Annotated in this window: 14 protein-coding genes, 1 rRNA gene and 2 pseudogenes; 6 read left to right on the top strand and 11 right to left on the bottom strand. The window is 69.9% G+C overall.

Annotated elements, in window-relative coordinates:
* Together rrf and ACFYOH_RS28265 are read left to right on the top strand one after the other, a co-directional pair.
* Nucleotides 1–105: ribosomal RNA gene (rrf, locus tag ACFYOH_RS28270) — 5S ribosomal RNA — on the top strand; the annotation flags it as partial.
* 105 nt (nucleotides 106–210) lie between these two features.
* Nucleotides 211–777 (top strand): GNAT family N-acetyltransferase, encoded by a 567-nt coding sequence (locus ACFYOH_RS28265; protein WP_388630986.1) that lies wholly within the window; start codon nucleotides 211–213, stop codon nucleotides 775–777.
* On the opposite strand, the gene ACFYOH_RS28260 is transcribed toward ACFYOH_RS28265, so the two are convergent.
* The 9 genes and pseudogenes from ACFYOH_RS28260 to ACFYOH_RS28220 form a co-directional block, all read right to left on the bottom strand.
* Nucleotides 774–2,312 carry a type IV secretory system conjugative DNA transfer family protein gene (locus tag ACFYOH_RS28260; RefSeq protein WP_388630983.1) on the bottom strand — a complete coding sequence of 513 codons (1,539 nt, stop codon included), beginning with the start codon at nucleotides 2,310–2,312 and terminating at the stop codon, nucleotides 774–776. The two genes, ACFYOH_RS28265 and ACFYOH_RS28260, sit on opposite strands and share 4 nt — an antisense overlap.
* Before the next feature lie 26 nt (nucleotides 2,313–2,338).
* A complete protein-coding gene (locus tag ACFYOH_RS28255; protein ID WP_388630980.1) occupies nucleotides 2,339–3,751 on the bottom strand; it encodes an ATP-binding protein in 1,413 nt (470 codons plus the stop codon).
* A 14-nt stretch (nucleotides 3,752–3,765) separates the two neighbouring features.
* On the bottom strand, nucleotides 3,766–5,322 hold the full coding sequence (locus ACFYOH_RS28250; protein ID WP_388630977.1) for an SCO6880 family protein: 1,557 nt from the start codon (nucleotides 5,320–5,322) through the stop codon (nucleotides 3,766–3,768).
* Complete coding sequence (locus ACFYOH_RS28245; RefSeq protein ID WP_388630974.1) at nucleotides 5,319–6,656, bottom strand: hypothetical protein; 1,338 nt, start codon at nucleotides 6,654–6,656, stop codon at nucleotides 5,319–5,321. The genes ACFYOH_RS28250 and ACFYOH_RS28245 overlap by 4 nt, the downstream gene beginning before the upstream one ends.
* A complete protein-coding gene (locus ACFYOH_RS28240) occupies nucleotides 6,646–7,476 on the bottom strand; it encodes a hypothetical protein (protein ID WP_388630972.1) in 831 nt (276 codons plus the stop codon). The genes ACFYOH_RS28245 and ACFYOH_RS28240 overlap by 11 nt, the downstream gene beginning before the upstream one ends.
* A gap of 107 nt (nucleotides 7,477–7,583) precedes the next feature.
* Nucleotides 7,584–7,892 (bottom strand): hypothetical protein, encoded by a 309-nt coding sequence (locus tag ACFYOH_RS28235; RefSeq protein ID WP_190181597.1) that lies wholly within the window; start codon nucleotides 7,890–7,892, stop codon nucleotides 7,584–7,586.
* A 360-nt stretch (nucleotides 7,893–8,252) separates the two neighbouring features.
* Nucleotides 8,253–8,805, bottom strand: a pseudogene (locus tag ACFYOH_RS28230) (hypothetical protein); the annotation flags it as partial.
* Between the two features lie 177 nt (nucleotides 8,806–8,982).
* Nucleotides 8,983–9,258 (bottom strand): annotated as a pseudogene (locus ACFYOH_RS28225) (peptidase S8); the annotation flags it as partial.
* A gap of 398 nt (nucleotides 9,259–9,656) precedes the next feature.
* Nucleotides 9,657–10,280, bottom strand: a complete 624-nt coding sequence (locus ACFYOH_RS28220) for a TetR/AcrR family transcriptional regulator (protein WP_388630969.1) — start codon at nucleotides 10,278–10,280, stop codon at nucleotides 9,657–9,659.
* Between the two features lie 54 nt (nucleotides 10,281–10,334).
* On the opposite strand from ACFYOH_RS28220, the gene ACFYOH_RS28215 reads away from it, so the two are divergent.
* Nucleotides 10,335–11,237, top strand: a complete 903-nt coding sequence (locus ACFYOH_RS28215; RefSeq protein ID WP_388630966.1) for an oxidoreductase — start codon at nucleotides 10,335–10,337, stop codon at nucleotides 11,235–11,237.
* A 127-nt stretch (nucleotides 11,238–11,364) separates the two neighbouring features.
* On the top strand, nucleotides 11,365–12,135 hold the full coding sequence (locus ACFYOH_RS28210) for a trypsin-like serine peptidase (protein WP_388630963.1): 771 nt from the start codon (nucleotides 11,365–11,367) through the stop codon (nucleotides 12,133–12,135).
* A gap of 77 nt (nucleotides 12,136–12,212) precedes the next feature.
* Here ACFYOH_RS28210 and ACFYOH_RS28205 read toward each other — a convergent pair whose 3' ends face one another.
* The gene (locus ACFYOH_RS28205) at nucleotides 12,213–12,560 is read right to left on the bottom strand and encodes a hypothetical protein (protein ID WP_388630960.1); all 348 of its coding nucleotides are present in this window, start codon (nucleotides 12,558–12,560) and stop codon (nucleotides 12,213–12,215) included.
* A complete protein-coding gene (locus ACFYOH_RS28200; protein ID WP_388630957.1) occupies nucleotides 12,557–12,853 on the bottom strand; it encodes a hypothetical protein in 297 nt (98 codons plus the stop codon). Before ACFYOH_RS28200 ends, ACFYOH_RS28205 begins: the two co-directional genes overlap by 4 nt.
* Nucleotides 12,854–13,078: 225 nt before the next feature.
* Between ACFYOH_RS28200 and ACFYOH_RS28195 the strand changes: the two genes are divergently transcribed.
* Together ACFYOH_RS28195 and ACFYOH_RS28190 are read left to right on the top strand one after the other, a co-directional pair.
* Nucleotides 13,079–13,447 carry a Uma2 family endonuclease gene (locus ACFYOH_RS28195; protein WP_388630954.1) on the top strand — a complete coding sequence of 123 codons (369 nt, stop codon included), beginning with the start codon at nucleotides 13,079–13,081 and terminating at the stop codon, nucleotides 13,445–13,447.
* An 81-nt stretch (nucleotides 13,448–13,528) separates the two neighbouring features.
* On the top strand, nucleotides 13,529–14,548 hold the full coding sequence (locus tag ACFYOH_RS28190) for an NlpC/P60 family protein (RefSeq protein ID WP_388631011.1): 1,020 nt from the start codon (nucleotides 13,529–13,531) through the stop codon (nucleotides 14,546–14,548).
* The last annotated feature ends 230 nt before the right edge of the window (nucleotides 14,549–14,778 follow it).

Here is a 14,778-nt window from a genome sequence, read left to right as displayed (position 1 = left end):
AGCGTGAGGGAAACGCCCGGTTACATTCCGAACCCGGAAGCTAAGCCTCACAGCGCCGATGGTACTGCAGGGGGGACCCTGTGGGAGAGTAGGACGCCGCCGAACAATTCTTGGGAAAGGCCCACGCCGGATGGCGTGGGCCTTTCTGCGTTTCACAGCGTTTCCCAATATGGGATGCCACTGACGACGGGCGGCACTACGGTGGCCCACATGAGCACCTCGACCAGCAGTGACTACCTCATCCGCGCCATACGACCCGACGACTGGCCCCGAGTGAAGCAACTGCGCCTGGACGCGCTGCGGGACCCGAGCGCGGGCCTCGCCTTCCTGGAGACGTACGAGGAGGCCGAGGCACGCGCGGACGTGTTCTGGCAGGACCGCGCGGTCGGATCCGGGGAAGGGTCCACGGCGGCCCGGCAGTTCATCGCTGAGACGCCCGACGGGACCTGGGCCGGCTCGGTCACCGTGCTCATCGAGGAGGCCGGGACCAAGGACTGGGCCGGACTGGCCGTCGAGTGCCGGCAGGGGCATGTGGTCGGGGTGTTCGTCCGGCCCGAGCACCGCGGGAACGGGCTGATCAAGGCCCTGCTCGACGCCGGTGTGGAGTGGGCGCGGCAGCGGGGTGTCGAGCGGGTGCGGCTGCTGGTGCACGAGGACAACGAACGCGCCCAGGGCGCCTACCGCAAGGCGGGGTTCGTGCCGAGCGGGGTGGTCGTGCCGTTCGTGCGGGACACGGGGCAGAACGAGTTGGAGTTCGTGCTGCAGGGGCCGTCCTAGACGGGTAGTTCCCGGTGCGGCCAGCGGGAGCGGGCCTGTTCGCGGGAGCGGAGCAGGGCGAGGGTGGGCAGGCCCTGCTCGGTGCCGGTGGCGAGCAGGTCGGGGAGCTGAGGGACCGGGGCCACGGCCGCGATGTCGTCCAGGACCAGGGTCAGTGGTGGGTCGAGCCGACCGGAGGATGACCGTTCGGCCATGCGCCGGCCGCGCTCGACCACGCTGGAGACGAGGGCCGTCAGGAGCGGCATCGCGCCGGGATTGCTCCTGGAGTCCTCGATGGATTCACCGACCACATAAAGCGTGCCCCCTTCGTGGACGAAGGAATCCAGTGACAGGGCATCTGTTCGGTTCGGGGTGCAGGCCTCACGGATGTTCACCGTGGACAGGGCCGACAGGGCCCGGTTGGTCAGTTCCTGGGCGATGTCGCGGCGCTCGGGGTGTGCGGTGAGCGCGGCCTCGAGTTCGCCGGCGGCGCCGGGGGCGGCCTTGGGGTGGGTGCGGAGGGTGCGTACGGCGTCCTGGACCTGGATGCCCTGGGACCAGCGGTGGACGTGGCGGACGGTGCGGTTCTCCAGGGCTGCGGCGTGGAGGTAGCTGCGCAGGAGCGTCACCGCGGTGTCGGCCACGGTCTGGTCGATCCTGGCCGTGGGCTGTACGGGTCCGAGGAGGGCGGTGGCTCTGCTCAGCGCGGTCTGTTTGTCCTCGCAGCCGGTGGTGGGGGACCAGTGGAGGCGGGCCGGGGTGTCGCAGAGGTGGGTGGGGTCGTAGAGGAGGGTGGGGCCGAGTTTGGCTCTGGCGTCCTTTGTCTCGGACCAGAGGGCGGGGTTCGAGGTGACGACCAGGGCGGGGCCTTCCGCGTCGCGTACGGCTTGCGCTGCGGCCGTCTGGCGGGCTGCGGGTGGGGCGTAGAGCACCGGGCCATTGGGACGAGCGGTTTCCGACGCGTCCACCATTTCACCGTCGGCCGAGAGGGGAGCCAAGGGCTTCTGCGGTGCCGGATCCGGTGGGGTCACACGGGGCTGCGGGGCCTGGACAGCCTCCGCAGGCTCCGGCTCCGTACGCGCTACCGGCACCTCGTACCGCTCTACCGGCACCTCGTACCGCTCTACCGGCACCTCGTACCGCTGTTCCGGCGCCGTCGGGATCGGCTTCTGGGCCCGCGCCCGTGCCCTCCCCGCCCGCCATCTCGCCACCGCTCCCATCACGAACACGGTGAGGACGAACAGGATCATCAACTGGCCGATGAACAGACCCCAGAACAGGCCCCAGCCGGAGAGCTGGGAAGCGGGGGTGTCCGGCCAGGCACCGGCGATGTCGTGGGGTTCGCCGATGAGGTGGCGCATGGCGAGGGGCGTGCGGGTGAAGGTGACGCCATGGGGCCAGGCGCCCTTGGCGAAGAGGGCGGCGAGGCCCGTGGCCGTCCACACCAGCAACGTCATGCCGAGGAGAAACGCGAGGATGCCGATCAGCAGGCCGTCGGGGATGCCGCCCTGGCCCTCCCGGCGGTCCTCGCGGCGATCACGAGCGTCCGGTCTCACCCGTTCCTCCCCTGTCCTTCGCGCCCCTACGCCACCGTCGACTCGGAGTCGCCCAGATGCTGCTCCACGAAGGCCGCGGCCCGCTGCTCGGCCTCCAGCTCGGCGGCGCGCAGGGCGTCGTCGGCCGTGAAGTCGCTGGAGGACTCGGTCATCGCGCGGTCGGTGAAGACCAGCGGGCGTTCCGTCTCCGTGACCAGGTGTTTGACCACCTGGACATTGCCGTTGACGTCCCATACGGCGATGCCGGGCGTCAGTGTCGGGATGATTTCCACGGCCCACCGCGGCAAACCCAGCACCCGGCCGGTGGCCCGGGCCTCGTCGGCCTTCTGGGCGTAGATGGTCCTGGTGGAGGCCATCTTCAGGATCGCCGCCGCCTCCTTGGCCGCGGCGCCGTCCACGACGTCGGACAGGTGGTGCACCACCGCCACGAACGAGAGCCCCAGCCGGCGGCCGAACTTCAGCAGCCGCTGGAACAGCTGGGCCACGAACGGGCTGTTGATGATGTGCCAGGCCTCCTCGACCAGGAAGATGCGCTTCTTGCGGTCGGGACGGATCCAGGTGTGTTCCAGCCAGACGCCGACGATCGCCATGAGGATGGGCATGGCGATGGAGTTGCGGTCGATGTGGGAGAGGTCGAAGACGATCAGCGGGGCGTCCAGATCGATCCCCACGGTCGTCGGGCCGTCGAACATGCCGCGCAGGTCACCGTCGACGAGGCGGTCCAGCACCAGGGCCACGTCCAGGCCCCAGGCCCGTACGTCGTCTATGGCGACGTTCATCGCCTCGGCCGACTCCGGCTCGGGGTGCCGTAGCTGCTCGACGATGTCGGAGAGGACCGGCTGGCGGTCGACGATCGTCTCGTTGACGAAGGAGTGGGCGACCTTGAGGGCGAAGCCGGAGCGTTCGTCCAGGCTGTGGCCCATGGCGACCTCGATGATCGTCCGGAGCAGCGCGAGCTGCCCGGTGGTGGTGATCGCCGGGTCGAGCGGGTTGAGCCGGATCCCGTGGTCCAGGGCGGCCATGGGGTCCAGCCGGATGGGAGTTATCCGCAGTTCCTCCGCGATGAGGTTCCACTCACCCACCCCGTCCTCGCCCTGGGCGTCCAGGACGACGACCTGGCGGTCCCTGAAGCGCAGTTGGCGCAGGACGTAGGTCTTCTCCAGGGCCGACTTGCCGTTGCCGGACTCGCCGAGGACCAGCCAGTGCGGAGCCGGGAGCTGCTGGCCGTAGAGCTGGAAGGGGTCGTAGATGTAGCCCTTTCCGGAGTAGACCTCGCGGCCGATGATGACACCGGAGTCGCCGAGGCCGGGCGCGGCGGTGGGCAGATAGACCGCCTGGGCCTGGCCCGTGGAGGTGCGCACCGGCAGCCGGGTCGTCTCGACCTTCCCGAAGAGGAAGGAGGTGAAGGTGTCGGTGAGGACGGACAGCGGATCCCGCATCGGTGAATCAGCCCCTACCTTCGGATGCCGGTGGCGAAGGGAAGTGTGTTCACGAAGGCGCGGTGGTGCTCTCTGTCGCACCACTCCAGCTTGAGGTACGACTTGCCGGCGGAGGCCCTTATCGTCCGCTTGTCGCGGTTGAGGGCCTCCGGGGTGCGGGCGGAGACGGTGATGTAGCCGACGAGGTTGACGCCGGCGGCGCCGCTGGCGAGGTCTTCGCCGCGCTGGTCGAGGCGGTTGTGCGCCGCGACGTCCCGGGGGTCGACGGTGCGGTTCATCTTGGCGGCGCGGGAGGCCTCGGCCTCGTCGTTGGTCTTCTCGGTCAGCATGCGTTCGATGGCTACCTCGGTGGGTTCGAGATCCATCGTCACCGCGACCGTTCGGATGACGTCCGGGGTGTGGACGAGGAGGGGGGCGAGGAAGTTGACCCCGACCGGGGTCATGGGCCACTCCTTCACCCAGGCGGTGGCGTGGCACCAGGGTGCGCGGGTGTTGGACTCGCGGGTCTTGGCCTGGAGGTAGGTGGGCTCCATGGCGTCGAGCTCGGCCGGCCAGGCGTTGCGCTTGGTCATCGCCTGGATGTGGTCGATGGGGTGGTCGGGGTCGTACATGGAGTGGATGAGGGAGGCGAGCCGGCTCTGGCCCAGCGGCTGGCGGACCCGGATGTCGGCCTCCTGGAGCCGGGAGCAGATGTCGGTCAGCTCGCGGGCCATGACCACCGCCAGGCCCGAGTCCCGGTCGACCTTGGTGCCGCGGGCGCGGACGGCGCGGGCCATGGCGTGTGCCTCGGCGGCCAGTTCGCGGCTGTAGTGCATGCAGGCGACGAGGTAGGCGCGGTGCTGCTCGCTGCTGGTGGACACCATGGACTGCAGCTGGTCGTACGACTGCTGGAGCCAGCCGGGGGAGCGGGGGTCGCCGCGTTGGGCGACGTCCTTGGCGTGGGCGTCGGGATCGGCGGGCAGGGTGCGGGCGAGCATCTGCAGCCGGGTGACGAACCCGTCGCCGTTGGCGACGTGCTTGAGCAGGGTGCCGAAGCGGTCGACCAGGGCCTCCTGGTCCTCGGAGTCGCGCAGGCCGACACCGGGGCCCTCGATCTCGATGGCGGCGGTGACGGTCTTGCGGTCGGCGTGCAGGAGTACGGCGATCTCGTCGGGCCCGAAGGGGGCGGCGAGCCAGGTGATGCGGCCGATGCCCGGGGGCGGGCCGATCTCGACCTCGCGTCCGTCGAGGCGCGTGCCGGCTTCCATGGCGGCCGAGCGGTAGTGGGCGCCGCTCTTGACGGTCCGCTTGTAGCTGCGGTTGATCTCGAACCACTTGTAGAAGGTGCGGCGTTTGTACGGCACGTAGACCGCGGCGAGCGCGAGCAGTGGGAAGCCCATCAGCAGCACGATCCGCAGGGACAGGACCGGGACGAGGAGGCCGCACATCATGCCGAGGAACGCGCCCGCGACGATCAGCGCGATCTCGCCGGACTCGCGGTTGCGGCCGATGATCGCGTTCGGCCGGGCGCGGCCGATGAGATATGTACGACGGGGCGTGACCGGATGGGACAGGTGGGACTCGGTCGTCAACGCCCTTCACCTCCCGTGCGGTTGACGTTGCGGGCGTTGCCGGCGTGCGGGGTGTTGACCGGGCTGGGTGCGCGGGGCGCGGGCGTGGCGGAGGGGACGGCTCCGCCGCCGCCCCCGGTGGGGCGGCTGCTGTGGGCGGCGACCCCGCCGGTGGCGGGGTTGGCCGGGCGTGGGGTGCTGCTGCCGGTCTGTCCCGCGCCGGCTCCGTTGTTGTCGGCGCGGGTGCTGTGGGTCTTGATGCCCTGGGCGACGAGGGTGGCGGGGGAGCTGATGACGGCGGCTGCCTTGCTTTCGGCGCCCTGCATGATGCGGTTGTTGCGGCCGTTCGCGATCTCGTCGCCGAAGCCGGGGACGAAGCGGTAGATCATCGCGCTGGCGAAGATGGCGAGCAGGATGATGGCGAGGCCGGAGACGACGGCGGAGAAGGCGTCGGGGCCGTTGCCGCTGGACAGGGCGCCGGCGAGCCCGAGCACGATGACGATGACGGGCTTGACGAGAATCACGGCGATCATGATTCCGGCCCAGCGCCGGACATGCCCCCACAGGTTCTTGTCCACCAGTCCCGCGTAGACGACGGTGCCGAGGAGGGCGCCGACGTAGAGGAGGGCGGCCCTGATGACCAGTTCCAGCCAGAGGACGCCGGCGGCGAGGATGCTGACCAGGGAGACCACGATCAGCATGATCGGGCCGCCGCCGATGTCGGTGCCCTTGCCGAGGGCGCCGGAGAAGGTGCCGAAGAACGTGTCGGCCTGGTCGCCGGTGGCCTTGGCGAGGACGTCGGTCACTCCGTCGGTCGCGGACACGACCGTGTAGAGGATCAGCGGGGTGAAGGCGGAGGCGAGCACCGTCAGCCACAGGAATCCGACGGCTTCCGAGATGGCGGTGGTCAGCGGCACACCGCGCACCGCGCGCTTGGCCACGGCCAGCAGCCACAGCAGCAGGGTCAGGATCGTCGACGCGGCGAAGACGATCGCGTACTGCTGCAGGAACTTGGGATTGGTGAAGTCGACGTTGGCGGTCTCCTTCACGGCCTTGCTGAGCTTCCCGATGGTCCAGGACGCGGCTTCGGCACAGCCCTTGGCGAGGGAGGACAGGGGGTCGAGGGTGGAGTCGTCCGGGAGGTTGGAACCCCCTGAGCCGCCGGAGGTGTTGCCGCGTTCGCAGTACTTCTTGGCCTCGCCGGAGATGACGTCGCAGTTGTACTTCTTCGACGGTGCGGGCGAGGGGCCGGGTGAGGGCGCGGCGACGGCACGTGTGGCCAGCAGTACGGCCGTGGTCTGTACGGCTGTCACGACTCCGGCGAGCTTGAGCGTACGTCGCGGGCTACCGGGCATACGTGAACCCTCCGTACTCTTCGATGGCCTTGCTGATCTCGTCGGAGGTGGCGGCCTTGTCGTCGCCGGGTACCGGTGCGGGGCCGTCCTTCTGGGCGTCGGAGGTGATCTTCCAGTCGCCCCCGGACCACTGCAGGTCGAACGTCCAGGTCTTCCAGGACGAGGTGACAGGGTCGGTCGAGGAGTTGCCGGCCATGCCGATGAGCCCCAGGTACCAGACCGCAACCTTGGCGTCGTTCTCCGTGTAGTGCTGGACCGTCGTGCCGACCGGGACCACCCGGGAGACGAACGTACTGCCCTTCGGCGGGTTGCCCGAGGCGTCGAGGCCCATCGTGACGAGGAAGTCGGCCGAGTAGGCCTGGTCCATCTGTCCCTGGAGTCTGGCCGCCGCTTCGGAGGTGTAGAGGAGGTGCAGGAGGGAGTCGCGGCTGTCCTTGTTGAACATGCCCGTCGAGCCCAGCGCCACGGCGTAGTTCGAGGCGGCCGACTGTGCACCCTGCTCCGTGTGGGCGAATCCGGTCGGTACGTCGGCGGTCTTGGTGTCCACGGGACGTGTTCCGCTGGCGTCCGTGGGCGCCGTTGTCGGCTTGTGGTTCTTCGCGGTCGAGTCGTCGGTCGATGAACCGTCCCCCCTGTTGGCGAAAGCGATCGCGGCGATGAGGAGGACCACTACGCCGACCACCGTGACCAGGGAGCGGGAGGAGGAGCGGTGGGGGCCTCGGCGGGGGGCGCCGCCGTAGGGGTCGGTTTCGGGGAGGCGGGTGCGGGTGTGGCCCGTGTCGCCGTAGTCGGTGTAGGCCTGGTCGTCTCCGGAGGTCATGGCGTGCGCGCTCCCTCACCCTCGTAGGCGTACGACGGTAGCCGTGCTGCTTGCCGCGCGGGCGCGGTGTGGTGACTCGACATCAGGGAGACGCAACCTTCAGGGACTCAGACCGCCATGCCGTACACGATCGTGAACAGGGTGCCGAGGGAGCCGATGATGAACACCCCGGTCAGGCCGGCGACGATGAGGCCCTTGCCCTGCTCGGCGCTGAAGGTGTCGCGCAGGGCGGTCGCGCCGATGCGCTGTTTGGCCGCGCCCCATACCGCGATGCCGAGGCACAGGAGGATGGCCACGGCCATGACCACCTCGATCATCACCTTCGCCTCGTTGCCCAGGCTGCCGAAGGGGCCCCAGTTCGGAGCGATCCCGCCGATGATGGTGTTGATGTCTCCCTTGTCGGCCGCAAAGAGCATGTAAGTCACCGCCCCTGGTGGATAGTTCCGCGTGGCCCCCGCGGTGCGCGGAGGGCAGGTCTCATTGTCGCCGACAACTTCGCGGTCGTATGTCGACTTGACGTCATTGGCTGGCGGGTTTCGTACGAATGGCGCGTACGGTCACTCTGTGTATCACGGCAGGTCACGCCGGGCAACGAGGTCCGACCGGAACCTGTCGTGTGGTTGGGTCGTTGTCGTCCTTTACGACCTGGCGCGGTTTCTGACGGCTGGTCGGGTGAGGCGTCGAGATGATGTTCTCATGGGTGGGGGCGGGGAACAGGACATGGCCCCGGCGGCGGGTGCCGTCGGGGCCGGTGGCCTGCGAAGCAGTGGGTGCGGTCAGCCGGTGAAGGCCGTCACGCCCGCCGGGGTGCCCCAACCGGTCGGGCCGTCGTAGCCGGACTGGGCGGTGCAGCCGCTGGTGACGTCGTTCAGGGCGGAGGTGCCGGACGCGGAGGACGGGAACTTGGCCGGGTAACTACCGCTTGACGGGGTGCCGGCGAGGGGGTGAACGGCGGCGATGACGGGCGAGCCGACGCTGGTGCCGCCGAAGGTGTGCCGGCCGGCGGTCACTCCGTAGGAGTCGGTGGACCGGGACGCCGTCCGTCTCCGTCCAGCCGCGGCTCGTCGAGGAGGACTTCGGCAGGGCCGTGCCGCCCACCGCCGTCACGTACTTGGAGGCGGCCGGGTACTCGGCGCCGCAGCCGGCGGAGGCCATGTCGAGGTCGAGGGAGCTCTCCTCGGACCAACCGGCGTCGCTGGTGGGGAGGAAGGTGGTGGAGCCGGCCTGGCTGACCTTCCTGAAGCAGCCGTTGGCCGCGGTGCAGGCGGACAGGCCGTAGTACGAGCGGTACTTCGCGCGGTCGGCCTCGGCGTTCGGGTCGTTGTAGGCGGAGGGGTGGCGGCGTCGGCCGCCTTCGGTGAGCAGCTTCTGGTGTCCGGTGGGGGGAGAACGGGCCACGGCCGGCTGCCGTGGCCCGTTCTCCTTTCCGTGCCGCCGAGGGGACCCCACGTCCCCCTCACACCGGCGGCTCCCCGTGACCCGACGGGGTGGTTCGGGCGGTGGCGCTCAGCTCGCGCCGAAGGCGCTCGTGCCCTGCGGGGTGCCCCAGCCGGTCGGGCCGTCGTAGCCGGAGCCGGCGGTGCAGAAGTACGCCGTGGCGCAGGAGCCGTTGCTGCCGTTGGTCACGTCGTTGAGGGCGGAGGTGCCGGCCGCGTTGTACGGGTACTGGGCCGGGTAGTCGCTGCTGTTCGGGGTGCCGGCGAGGGTGTAGACCGAGGCGATGATGGGCGAGCTGGCGCTGGTGCCGCCGTAGGTGTACCAGCCGGTGCCGTAGGAGCCGTGTGGGACGTGGTGGCGGCTTCGGCGTGGGCCGCGGTGGTCGGGCTGGCGGCGAGGAGTGCGGCGGTGGCCGCGGCGGCCGATCCGATCCGGCGCCATCTGCCGCGTATGTGGGGGGAGTTAGGGGTGGTCGTACGCAAGGTACAGCCTCCTGTGAGTGGTGGTCAGAGGCCTGCGGGTGTGGGGGGCCACCGGTGGGTGACCGGTGGGGGCGGCGGCCCGCGACGACCATCGCGTTGTTGAGTACGCGACAACAAGAGGCTTTCGGAATTCTGACTTTCGCGTTACTCAAGGCCGTTGGGGGATTGCTGGTCGATGGCAGTGTGCTGGCGCCGTGCTGGGTGCGGCTTGACCCGGGGCACAGGTACGGCACAGAGGTGGTTCGGCCGACCCCGGCGGGTTCAGCGGGGCTTGAGGCCGTGGAGCAGCAGATGGACGTGCTCGTCCAGGCCGCTCATGGCCTCCTCGGCGTCGAGCGCGCAGGCGGCGATGAGGGCGGCGAGGCCGTGCAGGCTCGCGGCGGCGATCATGGTGATCCGCTCGGGGTCGCCGGCGACGATCTCGCCCCGCTCCTGCGCCTCCGCGATCATGCGGGCGAAGGAGCCGAGGGACTCGTCGACGGCCGCGGCGAGCTGGGCGGAGCTGTCGGGCGCGTGCTTGCGCGCGAACATCAGCTCCAGCAGCTCCGGGTTCTCGACGGCGAAGCCGAGGTAGGCGCGGGCGAGCGCCGCCATGCGTCCCTCGAAGGTGAGGCCGGGCTGTCCGGCAGCGGCGCCCAGGGCCTGGTTCATGCGCTCGTACCCGTCCAGCGCGAGGGCGTCTATGAGGGCCTGCTTGTCCTTGAAGTGCCGGCCGGGGGCCGCGTGGCTCACCCCGACGTCCCGGGCCAGCTCGCGCAGCGAGAGCGCGCCGACCCCCTTCTCGCGCAGGGTGCGCTCGGCGCTCTTGAGCAGGGCGGCGCGCAGGTCTCCGTGGTGGTAGGGGCGGTTCGTCGGTGACGGGGACATGCGCGGCATGCGGACCATCGTAACCTGATGTTGTCATTGACATCATTGTTGTCGGTGCCTACTTTGGGGGGCATGAACGATAACTGGAACGCGACCCGTCTCCCCGACCTGACCGGCCGTACGGCCGTGATCACCGGCGCCAACAGCGGCATCGGCTTCGTCGCCGCCGAGGCGCTGGCTCGGGCCGGAGCCCATGTGGTGTTCGCCGTACGGGACCTCGCGCGGGGCGGCGCCGCCGCGGCGAAGGTGAGCGGCAGCACCGAGGTGCGCCGCCTGGACCTGGCCGACCTGGACTCGGTACGGGAGTTCGCGGCCGGCTGGGACCGCCCGCTGGATGTGCTGATCAACAACGCGGGCGTGATGATGCTGCCGGAGCAGCGCACCAAGCAGGGCTTCGAGATGCAGTTCGGCACGAACCACCTGGGTCACTTCGCGCTGACCAACCTGCTGCTGCCGTATGTGACGGACCGCGTGGTGACCGTGGCCTCCGGCGCCCACCGCTTCGGCGACGGAGTGATCAGCTTCGAGGACGTGAACCTGCACGGCCGCTACACGCCGACCCGCGCCTACGCCCAGTCCAAGCTGGCCAATCTCCTGTTCACCCTGGAACTCCAGCGCCGTCTCACCGAGGCCGGCTCCCCGGTCCGGGCCCTGGCCGCGCACCCCGGCTGGGCTGCCACCAACCTCCAGAGCCACCACGCGAACCCGCTGATGAGGGGTGCCATGGGGGTCGGCAACAGGCTGTTCGCCCAGAGCGACAAGGCCGGCGCCCTGCCCACCCTCTACGCCGCGAGCCAGGACCTCCCCGGCGCGTCCTACGTCGGCCCGGCCGGCCTCGGCGAGATGCGCGGCGCCCCCACGCTGGTCGGCCGCAGCGCGGCGGCCAGTGATCCGGCGGCGGCCCGGCGTCTGTGGACCCTGTCGGAGGAGCTGACCGGAGTGGAGTGGGCGCTGAAGCCGGTCAGCCGGTCATGACGTCATGTAATCGCACCTGGTCGGAGGGGTATGGCCGGTAAGGGGCGCGCCCGTCGGGAGGTTTCACAGGAAAATCTCAGTTAAGTCGCGGCGGCATTCTCACGTTCGTGGGGGACAGTGAGCACTGATGAAGCGCATCTCACGCATCATGGTCACCTCGCGTCCCGCGTTGCTCGGCGCCGTGGTGATGCTCGCCCTGACCTCGGCGTCCGTAGCGGCCGCCGATGACGGGCCGGGGCCCCTAGGGGTCACCGCCGATGCCGTCGCCACTCGGCAGTCGGCGCGGGTCGGCGCGCTGTTCGGCGCGGACCGGGCCGAGGACCTGTCCGGCGGCCACTTCTGCACGGCCTCGGTCGTGCACAGCCCGCGGGGCAACCTCCTCGTCACCGCCGCGCACTGCGTGGACGGCGCCGACAGCGACCTGGTGTTCGTGCCGGGCTACCGGGACGGACAGGCGCCGCACGGGGTGTGGAAGGTCGGGAAGCGCTATCTGCCCGACGGCTGGGCCAAGGACCAGGACGAGGACAGCGACCTGGCCCTCGTCACCGTCGACGACCTGGACGGCAAGCGGATCGAGGACGTCGTCGGAGCCGGTCGGTTCACCACCGGTACCGCAACCGGCGCCACCGCCGTGACCGTCATCGGCTACCCCGACTCGCGCGAGGTGCCCATCAAATGCACCAACAAACCGGCCGTGCACAGCCGCACCCAGCAGCGCATCGACTGCCCCGCCTTCACCAGCGGCACCAGCGGCAGCCCCTGGATCAACGGTGACGACCAGGTCGTCGGCATCCTCGGCGGCCACGAGGAGGGCGGCTCGACCGATGACGTGTCGTACAGCGTGGTGCTGGGCAGGGGCGCCGCCGAGCTGTACAGGGACGCGATCGGCGATCCCTGAAGAGCAGGGGACACGGAAGCGGCTGCCGCGGGGGGTGCGCCCCCGGGCAGCCGCGGTTCGGCAGGCCCGTCGGTCGATCAGCGGCTCGCCGCGACCGGGGAGGTCTTCCCGTCCGTCGCCGTCACCGCCGGCTTCGCGGCCGCGGCCTTCGCTGCCGCTGCCGCCGCCGTGCGCTGGGCGACCCGGCGCAGGTACAGGTTGTTGAAGATCAGCGCCAGCGCGGTCAGCGAGGCGCCGACCACCTGCATGCCGGCCGGGACCACACCGGTCAGCGCCGAGATGACGAACGCGGTGATCGGGACGACGTCCATGGAGAGGACACCGTTGAGCGGGCCGAGGTAGCGGTTGCCGAAGTTCCAGCCGAGGACGCCCACGAAACCGGCGATGACGCTCATGCAGGCGAGTTCGGGGAGGATCGTCGTCACGGCGGGCGCGGCACCCAGCGCAGCGCGGCGAAGAGGAGCAGCGCGTCGGGGCCGAAGTCACCCGGGTGGGAGAGCAGCGTGGACAGGCTGCCGTCGGAGACCACCAGGATGACCACGACGAACGACATCGCGATGAAGGCCAGCGCGCCCTTCGGCGGAACCACCTTGCGCAGCACGGCGTCTCGCAGTCGCTGACGGACGAGGGGGCACTCGACGGTGTCGAGGAGTTCCTGTCCACCATCTGCACAACGACGGTCGCCTGGCCGCACGAGCGTGCTGCCGTCGACTATCACGCGACCGAGGGCCGCTCCTGGCGCAACGGGCTGTCGGACGACGGCGCATGGGTCGCCCGCCTGCCCACGCCCGGCACCATGCCTGCCGCCGACGAAGCCCCGGACGCGGCCGATACCTCCGCCCGAGACACGGCCAATGAGCTGGTCCTCGCCTGTACGGCCGTATTCCGCTGGACTCCTTGAAGCTCGACGGCTGACGCCGAGTCTGATCGTTCTGCCCACGGAATGACGGAATGGGAGCATGCCGACGACTGGCTTGTGGCCCAGGGGGACACCGCGTTCGCCGTCGAGGTCGTCTCCCCTTCCGAGAAGTCCCAAGGCATCCGCGACAAGGTCGACTGGTACGCCGTGGCGCGCGTCCCGCTGCTGCTCGTCATCGACCCGCGCAAGGCCACCCGGGCCCTGCACAGCCGGCTCGACGACGGCGCCTACCAGGACCTGCTGCCGGGGAAGTTCAGGGAGCTGGTGCCGTTGCCCGAGCCGTTCGGCGCTGATGTCGGCACCGGTGACTTCCCGGTGTACGGAAGAGGCCGCGCGCCCGTCAAAGAGGGGCGCGACCCCTTGAGCGCGGGCTGCCACGTCGTCGGCCGGTAGGCCACGCGAGCGTCGCGAATAGGCCGAAATGTTGGCCGGGGGTACGGACGTGCCGAGAATGTGGCCTTGAACAGGCCGCATATGGGGGAGGGTTGGGGCGTGCGCAAAGTGTGGGTGGTGGGCGGCGTCGCGGTCGGGCTCGGCCTGAGCTTCGTGATGCTGCTCGTCGTCGGCGTGTACGTCGTCGCCGGCAACCTCGCCAACGGCGTCGGCTCAGGCAGTGTGGGACTCGCCAAGGGGGCTGTTCCGGCGGCGTACAAGACACTGGTGCAGAAGTGGGGCAATCTGTGCACCGCCCTCAACCCGGCCCTGCTGGCCGCCCAGTTGTACCAGGAGAGCGGTTTCAACCCCAACGCCGTGAGCCCGGCGAAGGCGGAGGGGATAGCGCAGTTCATCCCCGGGACGTGGGCGACGCACGGGGTCGACGGCAACGGCGACGGCGTCCGCAACGTCTGGGACCCGAACGACGCGATCCCGTCGGCCGCCGCGTACGACTGCGAACTCGCCAAGTACGTCAAGGACGTGCCCGGGAACGTCTCGGAGAACATGCTCGCCGCCTACAACGCGGGCGCTTACGCGGTGATCAAGTACGGGGGCGTACCGCCGTACCAGGAGACCCAGAACTACGTGAAGACGATCACGACTCTGTCGAAGAGCTTCGCCGCGCCCGTGACCCGCGTCGACCCCACCCAGCAGGCCGCCGGCGCCATCGCCTTCGCGCAGGGCAAGTTGGGGACGCCGTATCTGTGGGGCGGGGAGGGATCGGCCGAGCAGGGTGGGCGGTTCGACTGTTCGGGGCTGACGCAGGCCGCGTACGCGAAGGTCGGGATCGCGCTGCCGCGTGTGGCCAATGACCAGTACAACGCCGGGCCGCATCCGTCGCGGGACCAGTTGCTCCCGGGTGACCTCGTGTTCTTCTCCACCGATCCCAGCGACTCACGGGCCATCCATCACGTGGGGATCTATGTGGGCGGCGGGTACATGATCGACGCGCCGAGGACCGGAGCGGTCATTCGGTTCGACCCGATCGACACGCGGGACTACTTCGGCGCCACGCGCGTCACCGAAGATGGCGCGAAAGCGCTCCCCACGACGGTTTGAAACGGTGTGACCGAGCGTGAACCAACCCCCTGAGCTGCGGTGATGAGTCTCTCTTCGATAACGTCTGCGTGATCATTCAGTGGAGAGCGGAACGTATTGACGGCGACCGTGCGTTCCTGTTGACGTAGCCGAGCGGACGTCAGTACGGGCAGTACGGCAGTGCAGCGGAAGCGGATCTACGAACCACGGGGGTAGGAGCGGCGCACACGAGGTGCGTCCGGTAGACGACG

Origin of the sequence: Streptomyces sp. NPDC007856 (genome assembly GCF_042868225.1) — a bacterium.
GTDB lineage: Bacteria > Actinomycetota > Actinomycetes > Streptomycetales > Streptomycetaceae > Streptomyces.
This window is presented reverse-complemented; position numbering and strand designations above follow the sequence as displayed.